We start from the raw sequence: 18918 nt of genomic DNA, 5'->3' as shown, positions 1-18918 counted from the left end.
TCTAGAAGGTAATAAATTGCAACGCAAAGCTAAATAAACACAAGCTTCATCAATCGGCATACTGATTCACTCATTACTTCTTAAGGATACTAAAAAACTTTTTGCTAAAAACCTGCATTTTATACATTTTTCTTCTTTTTTAGTTACAAATAATTTGTCTTATCTATTAAAACAATTTGTGATTATACGATTTTCAGGCATATAATTTGAAAAACTTTTCCTTATTTTTGATTGGTTTTTTCTCCATTATTCCTTAACGAGAAAATTCAAATACAATAATCAACTTAGAATGGATAACAATAATTTAGAACAAATTACTTTCGGAGGCGGATGTTTCTGGTGTGTGGAAAGCTGTTTCAATATGCTGAAAGGTGTACAGTCTGCCATTTCAGGATACTCAGGAGGGCATAAAGACAATCCCACTTATGAAGAGGTATGCACAGGAGAAACTGGTCATGCAGAAGTAGTGCAGATCACTTATGATCCGTCGGTTATTTCTTATGAGCAGTTAATGGATGTATTCTTTTTCCTTCACGATCCTACACAACTGAACAGACAGGGCAATGACATCGGTACCCAATACCGTTCGGTAATTTATTATAAAGATGAAGCTGAAAAAGCAAAAGCCGAACAAGCCATTGAAACCTCTAAACAGTCCGGAAGATGGCAGGGAACTTATGTTACGGAATTAACCAAATTCGATAAATTCTGGCCGGCAGAACAGTATCACCAGGGATATTATAATGAAAATCCTACACAGCCTTACTGCAGTGCCGTGGTTGGGCCTAAAATCCAGAAATTCAAAAAGCATTTCGGCGAATTGGGAATGCTGAACGCGGAATAGTAAATAAATTCAAACCTTCAAGGTTTTAAAAACCTTGAAGGTTTAGAATAAATAAAGCGAAGAGATCAATTCTCTTCGCTTTTTTAAATAACTAATAGTAAGTCTATGAAAATATGTTAATATCCCGGATTTTGTGTAAAATCTTTTGAAGCATCAATCGTTGCCTGAGGAATCGGGAAAATTCTTCTGTAAGGCTGAGATGCCGGTTTTGCTGTCCCCGGAAGATCAAACTTTCCGAATCGGATCATTGCTTTTCTTCGGTACATTTCCCAGTACAGTTCAAACCCTGATTCTCTGAACAATATATTTGCATCAAGAGTAGTTAAGGCAACACCCGGAGCATTATTCTTTAAAGCGTCATTGGTTCTGCTGGTTCTCAGTTTATTAACATCAGCCAATGCTGCCGTTACATTTCCGCTTCTGAAATAAGCTTCCGCTCTCATCATGTAAATAGTACCCAATCTGTATAAAGGAACATCCATTCCACTTGTTCCGTTATTTCCGTAACCGGGATCAAATTCAAACTTGAAATTCCTTACCCCTCTGTTGATTTGGGACTGGGTAAATACGGCTTCCGAAGGATTATCAAAATTCAGTTCCGGCGTGAAATCGGCGGCAAGTGTCGTATTTTTTTCAGTGAATAATTTGTACACTTTAATTCTTCCGTCTGCCGTCATATCAAAACTACCGTTTGAAAGAATTTTAGGCCCGTACTGCTGCCCAACCTGCAAACCTCTGTTGAAATGGAACCAAGGCTTTCCTGTTCCTTCTACTTTGCTTGTTGATGGTACACTTACATCGGTTCCGTCATTTCTGAACCAGGTTCCGTCTTCGTACTGATACGATCTCTGGAAACGAGGGTCATCATGATTTCCGTTCCATGAATAATAAAATTCAGGAGTTACACAAGAAGCATTGGTTCCCCTGTTATCCGGTGACGGCTTCTGAATTCTTTCCATCGACATATAGGCAAGGTCATTATCAGAACCTTTATCAGAACCCGCAAATTTCTTCTGAACAACCGAGAAAATCATTTCCTTGCTGTTGTCATTATTAATATCAAAGTTGTGGAAATAATTGGATTCTAAACTGAATAAAGAATTATTAATCAATAAATTAGAATACTGAATTACTTTATCCATATCCGTTCCTCCTCCGTTCACAGCCTGTTCCGTGAAATTGAAAGAACTCGCCGTTTTATTTTTCAGAACAGCCCTGTTCAGGTACATATCTGCCAACAATGCATAAGCTGCCTGTTTTGTGAATCTTCCAGCATGGGTATTCTGGGTTTTGATATCTGCTAAATTAGGAATCAGCCCTTCTACTTCTTTAATCAGCTCATCAATGGTAGCGTCTGCTTTTCTGATCTGAATCGGCGCATTGATGTTATCCGGATCTCTATAAGGAGCCTGCCCGAACAAATCGATGGTTGTATACGTGTAGAATGCTAATAATCCTTTTGCTTCAGCCAAAAACAATGCTTTGTTGGTTCCCGTACTTTTGTTCGCACTTGAGATGGCCGTTAAAGACTTTGTAATCCCGAAATTCAACTGGTTCCAGGTGTTCTTTACTACGTCGCTGTTGGCATCCCAGGTAAACTCATGCATCGCTCTCCATTTACCGCCGTCTCCCCAGTCGCTTCCTCTTGTTGGTAAAAGCGCTTCATCCGTAGAATATTCCTGTAAGGCAAAAACACTTCCATGATCTACAAAAGTACCTTCTCCAAGCTGGCTGTAAGCCGCAGCCAAAGCCGCTTCAGGATCTGCCACTTCAGCACCCAATACTTCGTCGATTACTTTTTCATCCAGATTGGTACAGCCTGTTAAAGCCAATACTGCAACGGAGAATATGATTTTATTGATGGTTAAAAATTTAGATTTCATAATTTTTTAGCTTAATTAAAATTTAACAGTAGCTCCCAAAATGAATGTCTTTGCAGACGGATACGTTGTATAATCAATTCCCAGAGACTGGTTTCCTCCCACCTGCTTATTGGTGTCAACAAGCGGATCATACCCCGAATAATTGGTAATGGTGAATAGATTCTGTGCGCTGATATACAAATTGATGCTTTTCAGGAATTTCAGCTGATTGATATCAAAAGTGTATCCTAATCTTACGTTATTCAGACGAAGAAAATCTGATTTTTCAAGGTATAAAGAAGACAGCTGCGGCTGATTGGTGAAGCTTGCCCCGGATTCGTAATAACTTTTCAATACGTTTCTGTCTGAAGCTAAATTGTTGATGTTCAAATCTAAAGCAGTATTGTTTACCAGATAACCTCCGGTTTGCCCGATGAATGAGAAAGCAAAATCAAAGTTCTTATATTTCATGTAAGAATTGATCCCGAAAGTAAAATTAGGAATCGCTCCTTCAAAGATCTTTCTGTCATTCTGATCGATTCTTCCGTCTGAATTCAGGTCTTCATAAATGTATTTTCCATTCGCATCGATTCCCTGGTAATTATACATGTAGAACGATCCTGCTTCATACCCGTTTCTGTAAATATTGGCAGTAACCCCTGAAAGTCCCGGTCCGGAAACCTCTCCTGAATAAATAGCAGAAACCGGAAGGTCTCTCACCTCATTATTAACGGTTGCTCCGTTTACATCAACATTCCAGGTAAAGCTTTCGTTTCTTACAATTTCCGAGCCTAAAGAGAATTCGAAACCTTTATTCACGATTTTTGCATCGACATTTCTCCAAACAGTACTTGTAGGACTTAATGGGCTCGAAGGAATATTTAAGATAGGATCTTTTGTTGTTTTGTGGTAATATTCCAATGATCCGTATAACTTGTTTCGCCATAGGCTGAAATCTGCCCCGATATTGCTTTGCTCTACAACTTCCCATTTCAGGTCAGGGTTCACCGTTCTGTTAATAGATACTCCGTTAATCAAATTTAAATTAGAATATAAATAATATCCTGAACCCTGTGTAAGGGAAGAACTCGCCTGTGTAATCTTGTTCGGAACTTCCTGGTTTCCTGTTTGTCCCCAGCTTCCTCTTAATTTTAATTCATTAATAATTCGGGAATCCTTCAGGAAATTTTCGTTAGAAACCGTCCAGCCTACGGCAACAGATGGAAAGTAGCCGTATTTATTGTTATCTCCGAAACGCGTAGAACCGTCTGCTCTTAAAGATGCCGTTAATAAATATTTCTTGTCGAAATTATAATTAACCCTTCCGAAATAAGACTGCAATTCATTTTCCTGAGCATACCCTGCTCCCGGAACAAAAGCCGTTCCTGAATATCCCGGATTAATTTCCGGAGCAATTCCCGCTCCCTGCGCAGCAATATCTCTCACTCCGAAATACGTTCCTGTATTTTTGAATTTCTGATAAGAGAACCCGGCAAGTGCATTGAAATTATGCCTGTTCAGGTTAAAATCATAGGTCAGGTAATGCTCCAAAAGGACGTTGTAAGAATCAAGATTAGCTTGTACGTAAAGCCCTTTAGGAGTTCTGTCGGTAACGTTTGGATACATGGTTGTATTTCTTTCCGACATGGTTTTATCAACTCCTAAATTGAATTTATAATTAAGTCCCGGTAAAATTCTCAGTGTTGCTTCCGTATTACCCAATATCCTGAAGGTATTGGTTTTATCATTATATACACTCAGCAAATACAATGGATTGTAATGTGCATTCATATTGAAATTGGTAAAATTTCCGGTCTCATCGTATACGGAACGTGTAGGATTCGCCATGAGGGCGTGGATGATCAGCTGGCCATCGGATCCGGCATTTCCTCCATTCGGAATTCCGGTTTCTTTGATGTCACTCGCCGTAAGATTTAGTTTTACCTTTAATCTTTTATTATCGAAGAAAGATTCTTCTGCATTTAAACGGGCAGTTGTTCTCTTAAAGCTGCTGTTTAAAACAATACCATCCTGATCCATATGAGAAAGGGATGCGAAATAACTTCCTGTTTCCGTAGCTTTTGAGAATGAAACGGAATGATTGGATGAAACGGCATTTCTATAAATTTCATCCTGCCAGTCTGTATTTCCTCCGTGATCGTATAATTTGTTGATTCCTGCTGCTCTGTATTCTTCTGCCGTTAAAAGATCAAGCTTTTTAATGACGGAAGAAAAACCTAAATAGGTATCATAGGTAAAAATCGGCTCTCCTCTTTTTCCTCTTTTTGTCGTTACCAGCACAACACCATTTGACCCTCTTGCTCCATAGATTGCTGCAGCCGAAGCATCTTTTAATACCGTGATAGATTCTATATCAGAAGTATTTAAAAAATTTAACGGATTTTTAGCCTGTACATTTCCCAAACCTACATTCGGGCTTTGTGCGCTTACCGGATCATTATTCAACGGAACGCCGTCTACAACGAATAAAGGTGTGCTTCCGCTTCTGATGGACCCGATTCCCCTGATGGAAACATTCACTCCAGCTCCCGGTTCACCGCTGGTCTGTACAATACGTACACCTGCGATTTTTCCCTGCATAAGGTTGTCTACAGAAATATTCATCCCTTCTCTGAAGTTTTCTGCTTTCAATTGGCTGATGGCTCCTGTTAAATCAGATTTTTTTTGAGATCCGTATCCTACAAGGGTTACTTCTTCAATAGCTGTTTCTCCTTTCTTTGATTTCAGCTGAACCGAAACAGTAGTTCCCGAAATTTTTGTGGTCTGAATCTCATATCCTTCATAAGAAATGGATAATGTTTGCCCGACATTCGCAGAAATCGTAAAGTTCCCGGAATCATCGGTAGTAGCCTGGGTTCCGGTTTCAATAACAGTAACTGTTGCTCCTGCGATAGCGGCACCTTCCTGGTCGGTTACATTTCCGGTAATGGTTTCGCTTACCTGAAAAGCGGTAATGTAATTTGCAGAAAGGCTTTCTGCATAGGTTTGATTTGCCAACAGGAAAATCATTGCAACCGGAATTAGTTTTTTTAAACTAAAAGAGTTAATTTTGTGATACATATCATTAAGTAAAGTAATTACATGACGTTACATTGCTTGATAAATAGCCGCTGTTGTTGCCGCAACAGTGGTTTTTTATTTCTGCCCGTCGTTAGTTTTTATTTCGGGATACAAAGTAAAAACGTTTAACCTGAAAACAGTTTAACATAATATTATCTTAAAATCAATAAAATATCAACTCTTCATTTTTTCATACACTTGTTCTTTAATTATCAGCGACTTAGTAAACAAGGGAGTTGTGCTCATTTACATAATCTTAAAAAACACTTAACATAATATATAAGCCAGGCTTTCATTAGACTTCCTAATTTCGCCAAAGAAAATTGAAGCAATGAAAAAGGTAGTTTTGTTAGGATTATATTTATCTTCCCTACAGCTTTTCCAATCACAGACACATGATTTTAATGATTTAAAAATAAATCAGATACAGGTAATAGGTTCGCACAACTCGTACAAAAAGGCAATTTTACCGGAAGTGTATAGCTATTTATCCCAAAAAGACTCGTTAAATTTCCTTCCGAGAATTCAGTATGAGCATATTCCTATTCCCCAACAGCTCGACCTTGGATTAAGAAACCTAGAAATAGATGTTTATGCAGACAGCAAAGGCGGGAAATATGCGCATCCTAAAATTTTAGATCTGGTTAAAACCTCTCAGCCTTTCGATCCTGAAGGTAAAATGAAAAAGCCGGGCTTTAAAATGATTCATATTACAGACATTGATTATCAGACCCAGTATTATACACTTGAAGACTGCCTGAAAGATTTAAAAAAATGGTCTGATGCACATCCCGATCACGATCCGGTTTTCATCACTCTGGAACCGAAAGACGGAAATGCCAACCAGTTCGGAACAGAACCGGAACATTACACCTCAAAGCTTTTTGATGATCTTGATAATGAGATTAAAAAATATTTAGGAAAAAATAAAATTATTACTCCCGATGATATCCGCGGTTCTTACAAGACTTTAAATGAAGCGGTTTTACATAAAAACTGGCCTAAAGTAAAAGACGCTAAAGGAAAGTTCCTGTTTGTTCTCGACAACAACAGTGACAACAGAGACCTTTACATGAAAGGGCATCCTTCGCTGAAAGGCAGAATGATTTTTACCAATTCCGAGCCTGGAACTGCTGAATCTGCAGTATTATTCAGAAATGATCCTAATCCTGAAATTGCCACACTGGTAAAGCAAGGCTATATCATCAGAACCCGGGCAGATGCAGATACGATGGAAGCCCGAAAAGAAGATTATTCAAGATTTGAAAAAGCCAAAGAAAGTGGCGCGCAGATTATTACGACAGATTATTATCAGCCGAGCAAACTTTTTAAATCCAGCTATAAAATCAGTTTTGATAATAACTCTTACGAAAGAAAAAATCCCGTGAACGGAAATTAGAACATTTTTACTATTAGATTTATATTGGAAAGGCTTTCAGAGATCTGAAAGCCTTTCCTGCTTTTTCCGGCGGATCATTTCCGTATGCGGAATATCATCTTCCAGATATTTCTTTCCGGTATCTTCAAAACCGAATTCTCCATAGAATTTTAATAAATAATCCTGCGCGGAAATTTTTATTTCATCCGTACGGAAACGTGCCTCAATGGTTTCAATTGCATAAGCTATGAGCTGCCTACCAAGATTTTTGCCTCTCCCGTTTTCAGTAGTGAGCACTCTGCCTATTGAAGCTTCAGGATATTTTATGCCTTTATCAAAAATACGGCAGTTAGCAAGCACTTCACCGTCCTGTTCTGCCCAGATATGGACTGCCTTCTGATCATAATCATCCAGATCCGGATACGGACAGTTTTGTTCTACTACAAAAACATTGATTCTTGCTTTTAAAACATTATACAGTTCAGGAACCGTAAATTCTTCAAAAGTTTTGATTTTCCAGATAATATTACTCATCGAAACTTACATTATTATTAGCAAGGAATTCATTGGTATTCTGGATAAAATGGAGAATTTCGTCACAACCCTGCTTCTTTTCTGCTGAGGTTACATAGATTTCCGGAAGATCTTCCCATGTTTTATGAAGCTCTGTCTTGTAATCTTCTACATTTTGTAAAGCAGCGTTGGGTTTAAGCTTATCCACTTTGGTAAAAACAATGGAAAAAGGCACCCCGCTTTCCCCACACCATTGGATGAATTCCATATCAATAGTCTGAGGCTTGTGACGGGAATCTACCAGCACAAAAAGATTAACCAGATTTTTCCTGTTCAGAATATAATTGGTAATCAGCTTTTCAAAATCTTTACGGATCGATTTGGAAACTTTAGCATAACCGTAACCCGGTAAATCGGTAAGATACCAGCTCTCATTCACTAAAAAATGGTTAATGAGCTGTGTCTTTCCGGGTGTCTGCGAAGTTTTGGCCAGATCTTTATGATTCATCATAGCGTTGATGAGGGAAGATTTTCCCACATTGGATCTTCCGATAAAAGCATATTCGGGAATATTGGGTTCCGGGCAGTCCTGCCATTTACCGCTGCTCTTTACGAAAGTTGCTGTCTTAATAACCATCTTGAAAATATTTTAGAAAAACAAACCATTAAGAATGTTCTTAATGGCCTGCTTGTATTTTAATTTAAACTTTATCTTTTAACCAGCTGTACAGAATCTCATTGAATTCATCCGGCTTTTCCATCATGGCCGCGTGCCCGCATTCGTCTATCCAAAACAGATCGGAATTCGGAATGAATTTGTGCATGTCTTCCGCTACTTCAGGAGGCGTTACATTATCCTGCTTCCCCCAGATCAGGCAGGTCGGCGTAAGGATTTTTGGAAGATCGTGAAGCATATTGTGTTTGATGGCGCTTCTTGCCAGCATAACGGTTTTGATGCCTTTCATCCTATCGTTCACTACTGAAAAAACTTCATCCACAAGATCCTCCGTTGCAACAGCAGGGTTATAAAAAACTTCTTCCGTTTTCTTCCTGATATAAGAACGATCATTCTTTCTTGGAAAACTATCCCCGAAAGTTCTTTCATACAATCCTGAACTTCCTGTGAGTACAAGATTTTTGATAAGATCCGGTCTTGCCAGCGTTAAAATCAGCCCAACATGCCCTCCCATTGAGTTTCCTACAATAGTTACAGGCGATTCCACATGCGTTTCAATGAATTTGGCAATATATTTTGCTAATGTTGTAAGATTTGTATTGAGTACCGGCAAATCGTAGATTGGCAACTGGGGAACATATACTTTGAATCCCCTGTTTGAAAAAAAATCAACCATCTTATCGAAATTGCTCAACCCACCCATTAATCCGTGCAACAGCACCAATGGATGTCCTTCTCCCGCCTCAATGAAGGTGTATTTCTTTTCTTTTTTTGTACTAAATATCATAAAATGCCTTAATAAAGCCTTGCAAAAATACAAATTAAACCTCAAAAATATTTTGATAAGCCTAATTTAAAATAAAAATAATATACCAAACTCTATTTTAAAATATTTTTTCTTAAACTCTTTGCTATGGCTTAAATAACAACTTATACAACAACCTCCATACCAGTTTATTAAGCATCTGAAATTCAATCTTTAACAAAACTTATCAACATTAAGGCAAAAAGTGGGAAAAAGTGGGAACTTTTGGAAATTATTATATAAATTTGTCCCAAATGAAAAATTTCATTGGAACATATGAGTGTAAAATCGATGATAAAGGACGCTTAAAGCTACCTTCTTCTTTGATTAAACAAATGGAGAACTTCGACGATAAAACGTTTGTAGTCAAAAGATCCGTGTTCCAATCATGCCTGGAAGTTTATCCTATGAATGCGTGGGATAAAGTGATGGGTAAAATTAATAAACTAAACAGATTCATTAAAAAGAATGCTGATTTCATTAGAATGTTTACGGCAGGCGTAAAAACAGTAGAGCTGGATAATGCTGGAAGGCTTCAGATCTCAAAAGATTTGATGACTTTCGCAAACCTTCAGAAAGATATTGTCATTACAAGCGCAGGAGAACTCTTCGAAATATGGGATAAAGAAGCTTATGAAAAAGTAATTTCCATCAACGAAGAAGACTTTGCAAGCCTTGCCGAAGATGTGATGGGCGCTTTCGATGAAGAATAAACAAAGCTGATTATTAATAAAAGCTAAAAAACACAACTTAACATGTATCATAACCCCGTTTTGTTGAAGCAAAGTGTTGATGATTTGGTGACGAATCCAGACGGAACATACGTGGACTGTACCTTTGGCGGCGGCGGCCACTCAAGAGAAATATTGAGCAGGCTCTCTGATAAAGGAAAGCTTTTCAGCTTTGATCAGGATCTCGATGCGCTTAAAAATACCATTGATGACCCGAGGTTTACATTAATCAATCAGAATTTCAGATTCCTGGAAAATTCCCTGCTGATGCATGGTGTTTCTCAGGCAGATGGTGTCTTAGCAGATCTGGGCGTTTCATCCCACCAGTTTGACGAGGCAGACCGAGGCTTTTCCACAAGAAGCAATGCGCCATTGGATATGAGAATGAATGTCATGCAGAGCCTTGATGCCAAAAGAGTAATTAATGATTACGATGAAGAGCAGCTTGCCGATATATTTTATCATTATGGCGAGCTGAGAGAAGCGAGAAAGCTTGCGAGAGATATCGTTCATCACCGGAAAACCAAAAGCATAGAAACCACGGAAGACCTGAAAAAACTTTTCAGCTATATTCCGCCGCATAAGGTAAATAAATTTTATGCTCAGCTGTTTCAGGCAATAAGGATTGAAGTAAATCAGGAGCTGGAAGTATTGAAAGAGATGCTTGTTCAGGCTTATAATGTTTTAAAACCCGAAGGAAGACTGGTTGTCATCTCATACCACTCTCTGGAAGACAGGCTGGTAAAAAGATTTTTGAAAAACGGAATGTTTGAAGGAGAACCCGAAAGAGACATTTATGGAAATTATAAAAAAACATTTGAGCTGGTAAAAAGCAAAGCGATTATCCCGGATGAAAAAGAAATCGAGGAAAACTCAAGAGCCAGAAGTGCTAAAATGAGAACAGGAATAAAAGTTTAAAAGTGAATAGAAGAATTGTCAATATTGAATTAAATTGACAATTCATCAGCAAAACAACTCGAAAATTCCCCTCCTTTGGAGGGGTGGCGAAAATTCGAAAGAATTTTTGACGGGGTGGTTAACAAAAGTTAAATAATAAAATCAGACAAAGTCTGTGGCAAAAAGAACAACATATCGTCCTCAGAAGAAACTCACTTTTATAGACATTATAAAAGGAAATTTCCTGAACCGCGATGAGCTCAAAATACATTACCGGTATTTTCTCCTGTTGTTTGTGCTGATGATGGCCATGATTTACAGCAACCACCTGGTAAATAAAAAGATAAAAATTGTTAATGCCTTAAAGGAAGAAACAGAAGAATATAAATCACGAAACGCTTATGCACAAAGTAAGCTGATCAAAGTAAAAATGGAGTCTGAATTGGGGAAAGAAGTCGCCCGGGATTCTTTAATGACCCTGGAAAGCCATCCTCACAAATTGCTCATAAAACTGGACAGTACAGATGCAAAAACAAAATGAATACGATAACAAGCGTAAAAAAACGTTACGTTGGGGCTACCTCTTTGCAGTGGTAGCTTTGTGCGTGTTTGTCATGTTTTTAGCAAGAATTGTAATCCTTCAGAATACGAATGTTCAGGAAATTAAAGACGATTATATCAATAAAAATTACCGTGAAGCAACCCTTAAGGCTGCCCGTGGAAATCTCTTCGCTTCAGACGGCTCCATCCTTGCCACAACTGTAATGCGCTACGATATTTATCTTGATTTTAAAACAATGAAAGATACTATTTACACCAACAATATCGGTGCATTGACGGATTCTCTAAGCAAAATGTTCGGAAAACCAAGAGGTGAATTCAGGAAAAAATTTGATGAGCAGAGAAGAAAAAACAACCAGTATTACATGTTGGTAAAAGGTCTTGATTTTGATCAGTATGACAGAATCCGCAAGTTTCCTATCTTCAAAAAAGGTAAAAATAAAGGTGGATTTATTGTCGACAGGAACTACAAAAGAGAACTGGCCACTTCCGAAATAGGAGCCGGAACCATTGGGATGGATAACGGAAAATACAGTTCAGGACTTGAAGGTGCTTTTTCAAAATATCTAAGAGGAACCGACGGAAAAAGACTGGAACAGAGAATCAACTCCTCCCAGTGGAAACCGATTGACTTCTGGAAGGTTCAGGAACCAATTGACGGAGAAGATGTTTACACAACATTAGATCTTAGAATTCAGGATATTGCACACTCGGCCTTGCAAAAACAGCTTATCAACTTCGAAGCAAAACACGGAACCGTAATTGTTATGGAAGTAGAGACAGGGAAAGTCCGCGCTATGGTTAATTTAAGAAGAAACGATGACGGAGAATATGTTGATTCCTACAATTATGCTTTAAAAGACAACATCGAGCCGGGATCTACCTTTAAAACCATTTCCCTTCTTGCCGCAATGGACGATGGTTTTATTGACGAAAATACAACCGTAGATGTAGGAAACGGAGTCTGGGTATATGCCAAGCAAAGAATTTCAGACGGGCACGGGCACGGTACTTATGACATCAGTGATGTTCTGGCAAAATCCAGCAACGTAGGATCTGCAAAACTCATCACCAAATATTATGCTGAAAAACCGCAAATTTTTCTTGATCATTTAAAACGCTGGAAATTATTTGATAAAATGGATATCGAACTTCCGGGAATTACAAAGCCAAGAATTGTAACGCCGGAAAGCAAAAGATGGAATGCCGCAACATTAGCATCCATCGCCTACGGATATTCCACCAACATCAACTTATTACAGCTGACAACGTTTTACAACGGCGTTGCCAACAACGGTAAAATGCTGAAGCCTTTATTCATCGATAAAATCATGAAGGATGGTAAAGTATCCTATACCGCTAAACCCGAAGTAATGGTCAGCAGAATGGCTTCCGATAAAGCAATCAAAATGATGACACATGCTTTAACCAAAGCTGTGGAAAAAGGAACCGCAAAAAGTATTTTCACCCCGAACCTGAAAATGGCAGGAAAAACAGGAACCGCAAGATTCGAGTACTGGCTTCCTGGCCCCATGAAATACCGTTCCTCTTTTGCAGGTTTTTATCCGGCTGATAAACCAAAATACACCTGTTATGTAATGATCAGTGAGCCGAATACAGCAAAAGGGTTTTACGGAGCAACGGTTGCCGCACCGGTATTTAAAGAAATTGCAGGAAAAACATTCCTGAAAACACCGCAAAATATCGAAAGAGAAATGCTGGTCGACAAAAAGGTGAACCTTAATAAAATGGTTGAACCTAATGTAAAAGTAGCCGTTAACAATAAACAAATGCCCAATGTTGTCGGGCTGATCGGGAAAAATGTCATCCCACAGCTGGAGAATTTAGGCTATCGGGTCGATTTTAAAGGCGTGGGAAGAATTAAAGAACAATTCCCATTGGAAGGCACAACCATCAGTAAAAACCAGAGAATTTATTTATCTCTGCAAAATTAAAAGAATGATTCCTGAAAGGACAATTTAAAATAGGATAGGATGTAAATCCTATAAAAAAATGAAAACATGCAATTAGTTGATTTATTAAGAAGAATTCCAGTTATAGAAATTCATGGTGACGAAAGCCGTGAAGTTTCAGAATTGGTTTTCGACAGCAGAAAGGTTACCGACAACTCTTTGTATATCGCAATGAGAGGAACGGTGGTGGACGGACATTCATTTATTGCATCTTCTGTTGAAAAAGGCGCAAAAGCTATCGTCTGTGAAGAATTCCCTGAAAATCCGGATGAAAACGTAACCTATGTTAAAGTAAAAGATTCATCTAAAACCCTGGCACAGTTAGCTTCCAATTTTTACGGAAACCCTTCCGAAAAATTACAATTGATCGGCGTTACGGGAACCAACGGGAAAACCTCAGTTTCTACACTGCTTTTTGATGTTTTTAAAAATTTAGGGTATGATTCTGCATTACTTTCCACAGTGGAAATAAGAATTGCAGATCAGGTAATTCCTGCAACCCACACGACTCCGGATGTGATTACCATTAATAAAATTCTGGCACAGGCTGTGGAAGAAGGATGCGAATTTGCCTTTATGGAAGTAAGCTCTCACGGAATTGCCCAAAACAGGATTGAAGGGCTTCATTTTAAAATCGCCGGATTTACCAACCTTACTCACGATCATCTGGATTATCACAAAACTTTCGATGAATATTTAAAAACAAAGAAAAGGTTTTTTGATGAGTTAGATGCAAATGCTGTTGCCATCACCAATATTGATGATAAAAACGGGAACGTCATGCTTCAGAATACAAAGGCAACAAAAAAGTCTTATGCTCTGAAAACCATGGCAGATTACCACGGAAGACTACTGGAAGTAGACTTCAACGGAATGCTTCTGAATTTCAACGGAAAAGAATTCTGGACAACCCTGACAGGAAAGTTCAATGTCTATAATTTGTTGTTGGTTTTCGGAATTGCTTCAGAACTCGGTTTTGAACAGGAAGAAATTCTGCAGGCGATTAGTCAGCTGAAAAGAGTTTCCGGCAGGTTTGAAACGTTCAAATCAGATGGCGGAATTATTTTTATCGTAGACTATGCGCATACTCCGGATGCTTTAGAAAACATTCTGGACAGCATCAACGATATCCGAACAAAGAACGAAAGGCTGATTACGGTTTTCGGCTGCGGAGGCGACAGGGATCATGCCAAAAGACCTGAAATGGGGAATATTGCCACGAAAAAATCGACACTGGCCATCATCACCTCAGACAACCCGAGAACGGAAGATCCGGCAGCAATTATCAAAGAAATTGAAGCGGGTGTGGAACCTCAGAACTTCAGCAAATACACTTCTATACCGGACAGAAAGGAAGCGATTAAAATGGCGATAAAATTTGCGGAACCGAAAGACATTGTACTGGTTGCCGGAAAAGGGCACGAAAACTATCAGGAAATCAAGGGTGTGAAACATCATTTTGACGATAAAGAAACGATTAATGAACTTTGGAAATTGATGAGCAAGTAAAATTTATAATCGGTAATTGATTAATGCTAATTGGTTTTATCATTCATCAATCATCATTAATCATCTATTAAAATTTGAAAAAATGCTATACTATCTATACGAATATCTAACCGACCACGACATCCATATCCCCGGACTTGGATTGTTAAAATACATCTCTTTCCGTGCAGGAATGGCCGTTCTGTTTTCATTAACCATTGCCCTTATTTTTGGAAAAAGAATTATCAATTTCCTGAGAGCAAAACAAATGGGCGAACTGGTACGTGATCTTGGGTTAGATGGGCAGAAGCAAAAAGAAGGAACCCCTACAATGGGAGGGCTGATAATCATTCTGGCTACATTGATCCCTGTACTGCTATTCACAAAAATCACCAATATCTATATTGTCCTTCTCATTGTTTCAGTTATTTGGATGGGTGCCATTGGTTTCCTTGACGATTATCTGAAAAAAATAAAAAAGAACAAAGACGGCCTCAGTGGTAAATTTAAAATCGTAGGCCAGGTTGGATTAGGGTTAATTGTCGGAGTTACCATGTATTTCCACCCCGATATTACCGTTAAAAGAAAATATGCAGACGCCAAAGTCGTAAACCGCAATAATGTAGAGCAAAACTTCATGCCTACGGAAAAAATTGCCGTTTCTACCGTTCCTTTTGCTAAAAATAATGAGTTTGATTACAGTGGAATGCTGTTTTGGATGAATGATAAAGACGCTCACGAATGGGCATGGATTGTTTTCATCCCGATTGTGATCTTCATTGTAACAGCAGTTTCAAACGGCGCCAATATCACCGACGGAATCGATGGACTTGCAGCAGGAACCAGTACGGTTATTTTACTTACACTGGGACTGTTTGCTTACCTTTCAGGGAATATCATTTTTGCTGATTATCTGAATATTATGTTCCTCCCCAATATGGGTGAAACTACCATTTTTGTCGTTGCCATGGTAGGAGCCGTCATCGGTTTCTTCTGGTACAACACCTATCCTGCCCAGGTTTTTATGGGAGATACAGGAAGTTTGATGCTGGGGGGCGCCATCGCTGTTTTAGCGATTATTTTAAGAAAAGAATTGATGATTCCTGTATTGTGCGGAATTTTTTTAATAGAAAACATTTCCGTAATGCTGCAGGTAGTGGTTTTCAAATACAGAAAAAGAAAATACGGGCTGGAATATGCCCAAAATAATAGATTATTCAGAATGTCACCCCTTCACCATCATTATCAGAAAGGCGGTTTTCACGAAAGTAAAATCGTTAACAGAATGATAATCATCGGTGTTATGCTGGCAATTGTATGTCTCATTACATTAAAGATGAGATAAGAAATTAATTTAAAATTGAATGATTCGATTTAAACTCAGAATCATTCAGTCATTAAATCAAAAAGATATGAAAATAGTTGTTTTAGGAGGAGGAGAAAGCGGTTGCGGTGCTGCTTATTTGGCTAAAAAACAAGGCCTGGAAGTTTTTCTTTCAGACCAGGGATCTATTAAAGACCACTATAAGCAATTTCTTACAGAGAACGAAATCGAATTTGAAGAAGAAAACCACAATGAAGAAAAAATCCTGAATGCAGACTGGATCGTAAAAAGCCCGGGAATTCCCAAAAAGGCAGACATTATCCATAAAATTCATGATAAAGGAATAAGACTTTCGTCCGAAATTGAATTTGCTTCAGAATTTACCGATGCTAAAATCATCGCAATCACAGGAAGCAACGGAAAAACAACAACTACGTCATTAATCTACTACATCCTCAAAAATGACGGATTGAATGTAGGGTTGGGCGGAAACATCGGGTACAGCTTTGCGAAACAGGTTGCCGAGGAAAACTACGATTATTATGTATTGGAAGTAAGCTCATTCCAGCTTGACGATATTCAAAATTTCAGGCCATATATTTCCTTATTGCTGAATTTGTCACAGGATCATCTTGATCAGTATAATTACAACTATGAAGAATATGCTTTAGCCAAATTCAGAATAACCGAAAACCAGGAAAATGACAATTTCTTCATCTACAACAAAGATGACGAAATGAGCAAAAATATCCTTGAAAAACTGGAAGTTAAAGCGAAAATGATTCCGTTCTCCACAAAAGAAAAGCTGTCTGAAGGAGGTTTTGTTGATGATGAAAATATCATAGTGAAAATGAAAGATAAATTTTCCATGAAAATCGAAGAATTATCTCTCTTGGGAAATCACAATGTAGCCAATAGCCTTGCTGCGTCTATCGCTGGTAAGATATTGGAAATCAATGATGAAAGTATTAGAAATTCATTAATGACCTTTCAGGCCGTTGAACACAGGCTGGAATTTGTAACGGAAATTGACGGAGTAAAATACATTAATGACAGCAAGGCCACCAATGTTAACGCAACCTACTATGCTTTGGAAAGCATGAAAAACCCAACCGTATGGATCGTTGGCGGTGTAGACAAAGGAAACGACTATACCGAAATTGAAGAGCTGGTCAAAAGAAAAGTAAAAGCAATAGTATGCTTGGGAATTGATAATGAGAAAATTATAAATTTCTTTAGAGACAAAGAGTTTATTTATGACACTTCAAGCATGGAAGAAGCGGTAAAAATTTCAAAATCTCTGGCAAAAAAAGGAGATACGGTTTTACTCTCACCATGCTGTGCAAGCTTTGATTTATTTAAAAGCTATGAAGACAGAGGCCAGCAATTTAAAGAACAGGTATTAAAAAAATAAATAGAGTCCCCAAAACTCCCTCTCCTTTGGAGAGGGTTGGGGTGAGGATATTATGAACGAACAAGACACAGAAAACAGATTTGAATTCCTGAAGGGCGATAAAGTACTTTGGATGGTCATTCTTGTGATCTCCATCTTCTCTATTTTCCCGGTTTATTCTGCAAGCTCAAATCTGGAATATATCGTAAACAACGGGACCACAACAGGCCACGTTATCAAGCATATGTTCTTTGTGGTCTTAGGCCTTTCGATTATGAGAGTGGTAGGAATGGTGAAATACGAATACATCGGCAAACTCAGCAGCATCCTGCTTGGTTTAATGATTATTCTCCTGATTGTCACCATGTTTACAGGACAAACCATTGATGGAGCAAGTGCCTCAAGATGGCTAAAAATTCCGGGAACACCGATTTCGTTTCAGCCTTCTTCGTTTGCTTTCCTCATGCTGATTATTTACCTCTGCCGGTATCTGACCAAAAAAATCACCAGAGAAAGGCTTCCGATTGAAAACATCATGTACATTTTCGGGCCTATCCTGCTTGTTTTCGTTCTCGTAGCAAAAGACAACGGATCCACGGCACTCATGATTTTAATGGTTTCAGTGGTTGTGTTGGTTATCGGGCAGCTTCACTGGAAATATATTGCAGGCTTTATATCTGCATCATTTGTTGCAATTGTTTTGTTTTTGATTATTGCACTCAATACAAACCTCATCGGTGGAAACAGAGTACATACCTGGATGAGCCGTATTGAAACATTTACCTCAACCAAAGCAAAAACAGCCGACGTTGATGATGAAAGTCTGAAAGCCAAAAATTATCAGGTCATGCAGGCTAAGGCTGCCATTGTTCATGGCGGAATTACAGGAATGGGACCAGGGAAAAGTGCATTAAAGCAAATGCTTCCACAATCTGCCTCTGACTTTATCTTTGCCGTGATTGTTGAAGAATACGGGCTTATTGGCGCTGCTTTTCTGATCAGCATGTATCTGATTATGATGATCCGGATTGTAATGATCGCCAGCAAAATGCCTGCCTTCTTCGGATCGCTTCTGGTGCTCAGTCTTGGAGTGATGATCTTTGTACAGCTTTCGGTAAATATTGCGGTAGCCGTCAATCTCATTCCAGTCACCGGTCAGCCGCTCCCGTTGATCAGTTACGGAGGAACTTCCATGCTGGTAACCTATTTACAGTTGGGAATAATTTTAAATATAAGCTCCAGAATCCAGATTTATGATGAAGAAGGACTGGGCAAAAAACAAAGCATTGCCGAAATAAACGATATTGCTTAAGATGACAGGGAGTCCCGAAGGACGACATAAACCAGGATAGGATAAATCCTATTTAAAATAAAAAGAATCAGAATTTGATT

At 38.5% G+C, this 18918-nt stretch carries 15 protein-coding genes; 10 read left to right on the top strand and 5 right to left on the bottom strand.

Annotated elements, in window-relative coordinates:
• Positions 1-289 precede the first annotated feature (289 nt).
• On the top strand, positions 290-844 hold the full coding sequence (gene msrA, locus SOP96_RS00800) for a peptide-methionine (S)-S-oxide reductase MsrA (protein ID WP_326319344.1): 555 nt from the start codon (positions 290-292) through the stop codon (positions 842-844).
• A gap of 116 nt (positions 845-960) precedes the next feature.
• On the opposite strand, the gene SOP96_RS00795 is transcribed toward msrA, so the two are convergent.
• Both SOP96_RS00795 and SOP96_RS00790 read right to left on the bottom strand, forming a co-directional pair.
• The gene (locus SOP96_RS00795) at positions 961-2727 is read right to left on the bottom strand and encodes a RagB/SusD family nutrient uptake outer membrane protein (RefSeq protein WP_326319343.1); all 1767 of its coding nucleotides are present in this window, start codon (positions 2725-2727) and stop codon (positions 961-963) included.
• A gap of 15 nt (positions 2728-2742) precedes the next feature.
• Positions 2743-5787 carry a SusC/RagA family TonB-linked outer membrane protein gene (locus SOP96_RS00790; protein ID WP_326319342.1) on the bottom strand — a complete coding sequence of 1015 codons (3045 nt, stop codon included), beginning with the start codon at positions 5785-5787 and terminating at the stop codon, positions 2743-2745.
• 331 nt (positions 5788-6118) lie between these two features.
• Between SOP96_RS00790 and SOP96_RS00785 the strand changes: the two genes are divergently transcribed.
• A complete protein-coding gene (locus SOP96_RS00785; protein ID WP_326319341.1) occupies positions 6119-7186 on the top strand; it encodes a phosphatidylinositol-specific phospholipase C1-like protein in 1068 nt (355 codons plus the stop codon).
• A 36-nt stretch (positions 7187-7222) separates the two neighbouring features.
• Here the strand turns inward: SOP96_RS00785 and SOP96_RS00780 are convergent, their stop codons facing one another.
• The 3 genes from SOP96_RS00780 to SOP96_RS00770 all read right to left on the bottom strand — a co-directional run bounded on the left by SOP96_RS00780 (position 7223) and on the right by SOP96_RS00770 (position 9141).
• Positions 7223-7699, bottom strand: coding sequence for a GNAT family N-acetyltransferase (locus SOP96_RS00780; RefSeq protein WP_326319340.1), 477 nt, complete (start codon positions 7697-7699; stop codon positions 7223-7225).
• A complete protein-coding gene (yihA, locus tag SOP96_RS00775) occupies positions 7692-8315 on the bottom strand; it encodes a ribosome biogenesis GTP-binding protein YihA/YsxC (protein ID WP_326319339.1) in 624 nt (207 codons plus the stop codon). The genes SOP96_RS00780 and yihA overlap by 8 nt, the downstream gene beginning before the upstream one ends.
• A gap of 64 nt (positions 8316-8379) precedes the next feature.
• On the bottom strand, positions 8380-9141 hold the full coding sequence (locus SOP96_RS00770; RefSeq protein WP_326319338.1) for an alpha/beta fold hydrolase: 762 nt from the start codon (positions 9139-9141) through the stop codon (positions 8380-8382).
• 272 nt (positions 9142-9413) lie between these two features.
• On the opposite strand from SOP96_RS00770, the gene mraZ reads away from it, so the two are divergent.
• The 8 genes from mraZ to SOP96_RS00730 all read left to right on the top strand — a co-directional run bounded on the left by mraZ (position 9414) and on the right by SOP96_RS00730 (position 18838).
• Positions 9414-9872 carry a division/cell wall cluster transcriptional repressor MraZ gene (gene mraZ, locus SOP96_RS00765; RefSeq protein WP_326319337.1) on the top strand — a complete coding sequence of 153 codons (459 nt, stop codon included), beginning with the start codon at positions 9414-9416 and terminating at the stop codon, positions 9870-9872.
• Positions 9873-9914: 42 nt separating this feature from the next.
• Positions 9915-10808, top strand: a complete 894-nt coding sequence (rsmH, locus tag SOP96_RS00760; protein WP_326319336.1) for a 16S rRNA (cytosine(1402)-N(4))-methyltransferase RsmH — start codon at positions 9915-9917, stop codon at positions 10806-10808.
• A gap of 154 nt (positions 10809-10962) precedes the next feature.
• The gene (locus SOP96_RS00755) at positions 10963-11328 is read left to right on the top strand and encodes an FtsL-like putative cell division protein (RefSeq protein ID WP_326319335.1); all 366 of its coding nucleotides are present in this window, start codon (positions 10963-10965) and stop codon (positions 11326-11328) included.
• Positions 11312-13303, top strand: a complete 1992-nt coding sequence (locus SOP96_RS00750) for a penicillin-binding transpeptidase domain-containing protein (protein WP_326319334.1) — start codon at positions 11312-11314, stop codon at positions 13301-13303. The genes SOP96_RS00755 and SOP96_RS00750 overlap by 17 nt, the downstream gene beginning before the upstream one ends.
• 66 nt (positions 13304-13369) lie before the next feature.
• A complete protein-coding gene (locus tag SOP96_RS00745) occupies positions 13370-14830 on the top strand; it encodes a UDP-N-acetylmuramoyl-L-alanyl-D-glutamate--2,6-diaminopimelate ligase (RefSeq protein WP_326319333.1) in 1461 nt (486 codons plus the stop codon).
• A gap of 82 nt (positions 14831-14912) precedes the next feature.
• Complete coding sequence (gene mraY / locus SOP96_RS00740) at positions 14913-16154, top strand: phospho-N-acetylmuramoyl-pentapeptide-transferase (protein WP_326319332.1); 1242 nt, start codon at positions 14913-14915, stop codon at positions 16152-16154.
• Positions 16155-16221: 67 nt separating this feature from the next.
• Complete coding sequence (gene murD / locus SOP96_RS00735; RefSeq protein ID WP_326319331.1) at positions 16222-17547, top strand: UDP-N-acetylmuramoyl-L-alanine--D-glutamate ligase; 1326 nt, start codon at positions 16222-16224, stop codon at positions 17545-17547.
• A 52-nt stretch (positions 17548-17599) separates the two neighbouring features.
• Positions 17600-18838, top strand: a complete 1239-nt coding sequence (locus SOP96_RS00730) for an FtsW/RodA/SpoVE family cell cycle protein (RefSeq protein WP_326319330.1) — start codon at positions 17600-17602, stop codon at positions 18836-18838.
• Positions 18839-18918 lie beyond the last annotated feature (80 nt).

Source organism: Chryseobacterium salviniae (assembly GCF_035819015.1).
In the GTDB taxonomy this organism is placed as follows: domain Bacteria; phylum Bacteroidota; class Bacteroidia; order Flavobacteriales; family Weeksellaceae; genus Chryseobacterium; species Chryseobacterium salviniae.
Note: the sequence above shows the minus strand (reverse complement) of the source record. Positions and strands in the feature narration are given on the sequence as shown.

What these genes read in the sequence shown, in the direction of transcription:
- SOP96_RS00770 (WP_326319338.1), bottom strand. Translation starts at nt 9,141, where the DNA reads ATGATATTTAGTACAAAAAAAGAAAAGAAATACACCTTCATTGAGGCG.
- SOP96_RS00730 (WP_326319330.1), top strand. Translation starts at nt 17,600, where the DNA reads ATGAACGAACAAGACACAGAAAACAGATTTGAATTCCTGAAGGGCGAT.
- msrA (WP_326319344.1), top strand. Translation starts at nt 290, where the DNA reads ATGGATAACAATAATTTAGAACAAATTACTTTCGGAGGCGGATGTTTC.
- SOP96_RS00745 (WP_326319333.1), top strand. Translation starts at nt 13,370, where the DNA reads ATGCAATTAGTTGATTTATTAAGAAGAATTCCAGTTATAGAAATTCAT.
- SOP96_RS00795 (WP_326319343.1), bottom strand. Translation starts at nt 2,727, where the DNA reads ATGAAATCTAAATTTTTAACCATCAATAAAATCATATTCTCCGTTGCA.
- mraZ (WP_326319337.1), top strand. Translation starts at nt 9,414, where the DNA reads ATGAAAAATTTCATTGGAACATATGAGTGTAAAATCGATGATAAAGGA.
- murD (WP_326319331.1), top strand. Translation starts at nt 16,222, where the DNA reads ATGAAAATAGTTGTTTTAGGAGGAGGAGAAAGCGGTTGCGGTGCTGCT.
- yihA (WP_326319339.1), bottom strand. Translation starts at nt 8,315, where the DNA reads ATGGTTATTAAGACAGCAACTTTCGTAAAGAGCAGCGGTAAATGGCAG.
- mraY (WP_326319332.1), top strand. Translation starts at nt 14,913, where the DNA reads ATGCTATACTATCTATACGAATATCTAACCGACCACGACATCCATATC.
- SOP96_RS00750 (WP_326319334.1), top strand. Translation starts at nt 11,312, where the DNA reads ATGCAAAAACAAAATGAATACGATAACAAGCGTAAAAAAACGTTACGT.
- SOP96_RS00790 (WP_326319342.1), bottom strand. Translation starts at nt 5,787, where the DNA reads ATGTATCACAAAATTAACTCTTTTAGTTTAAAAAAACTAATTCCGGTT.
- rsmH (WP_326319336.1), top strand. Translation starts at nt 9,915, where the DNA reads ATGTATCATAACCCCGTTTTGTTGAAGCAAAGTGTTGATGATTTGGTG.
- SOP96_RS00780 (WP_326319340.1), bottom strand. Translation starts at nt 7,699, where the DNA reads ATGAGTAATATTATCTGGAAAATCAAAACTTTTGAAGAATTTACGGTT.
- SOP96_RS00785 (WP_326319341.1), top strand. Translation starts at nt 6,119, where the DNA reads ATGAAAAAGGTAGTTTTGTTAGGATTATATTTATCTTCCCTACAGCTT.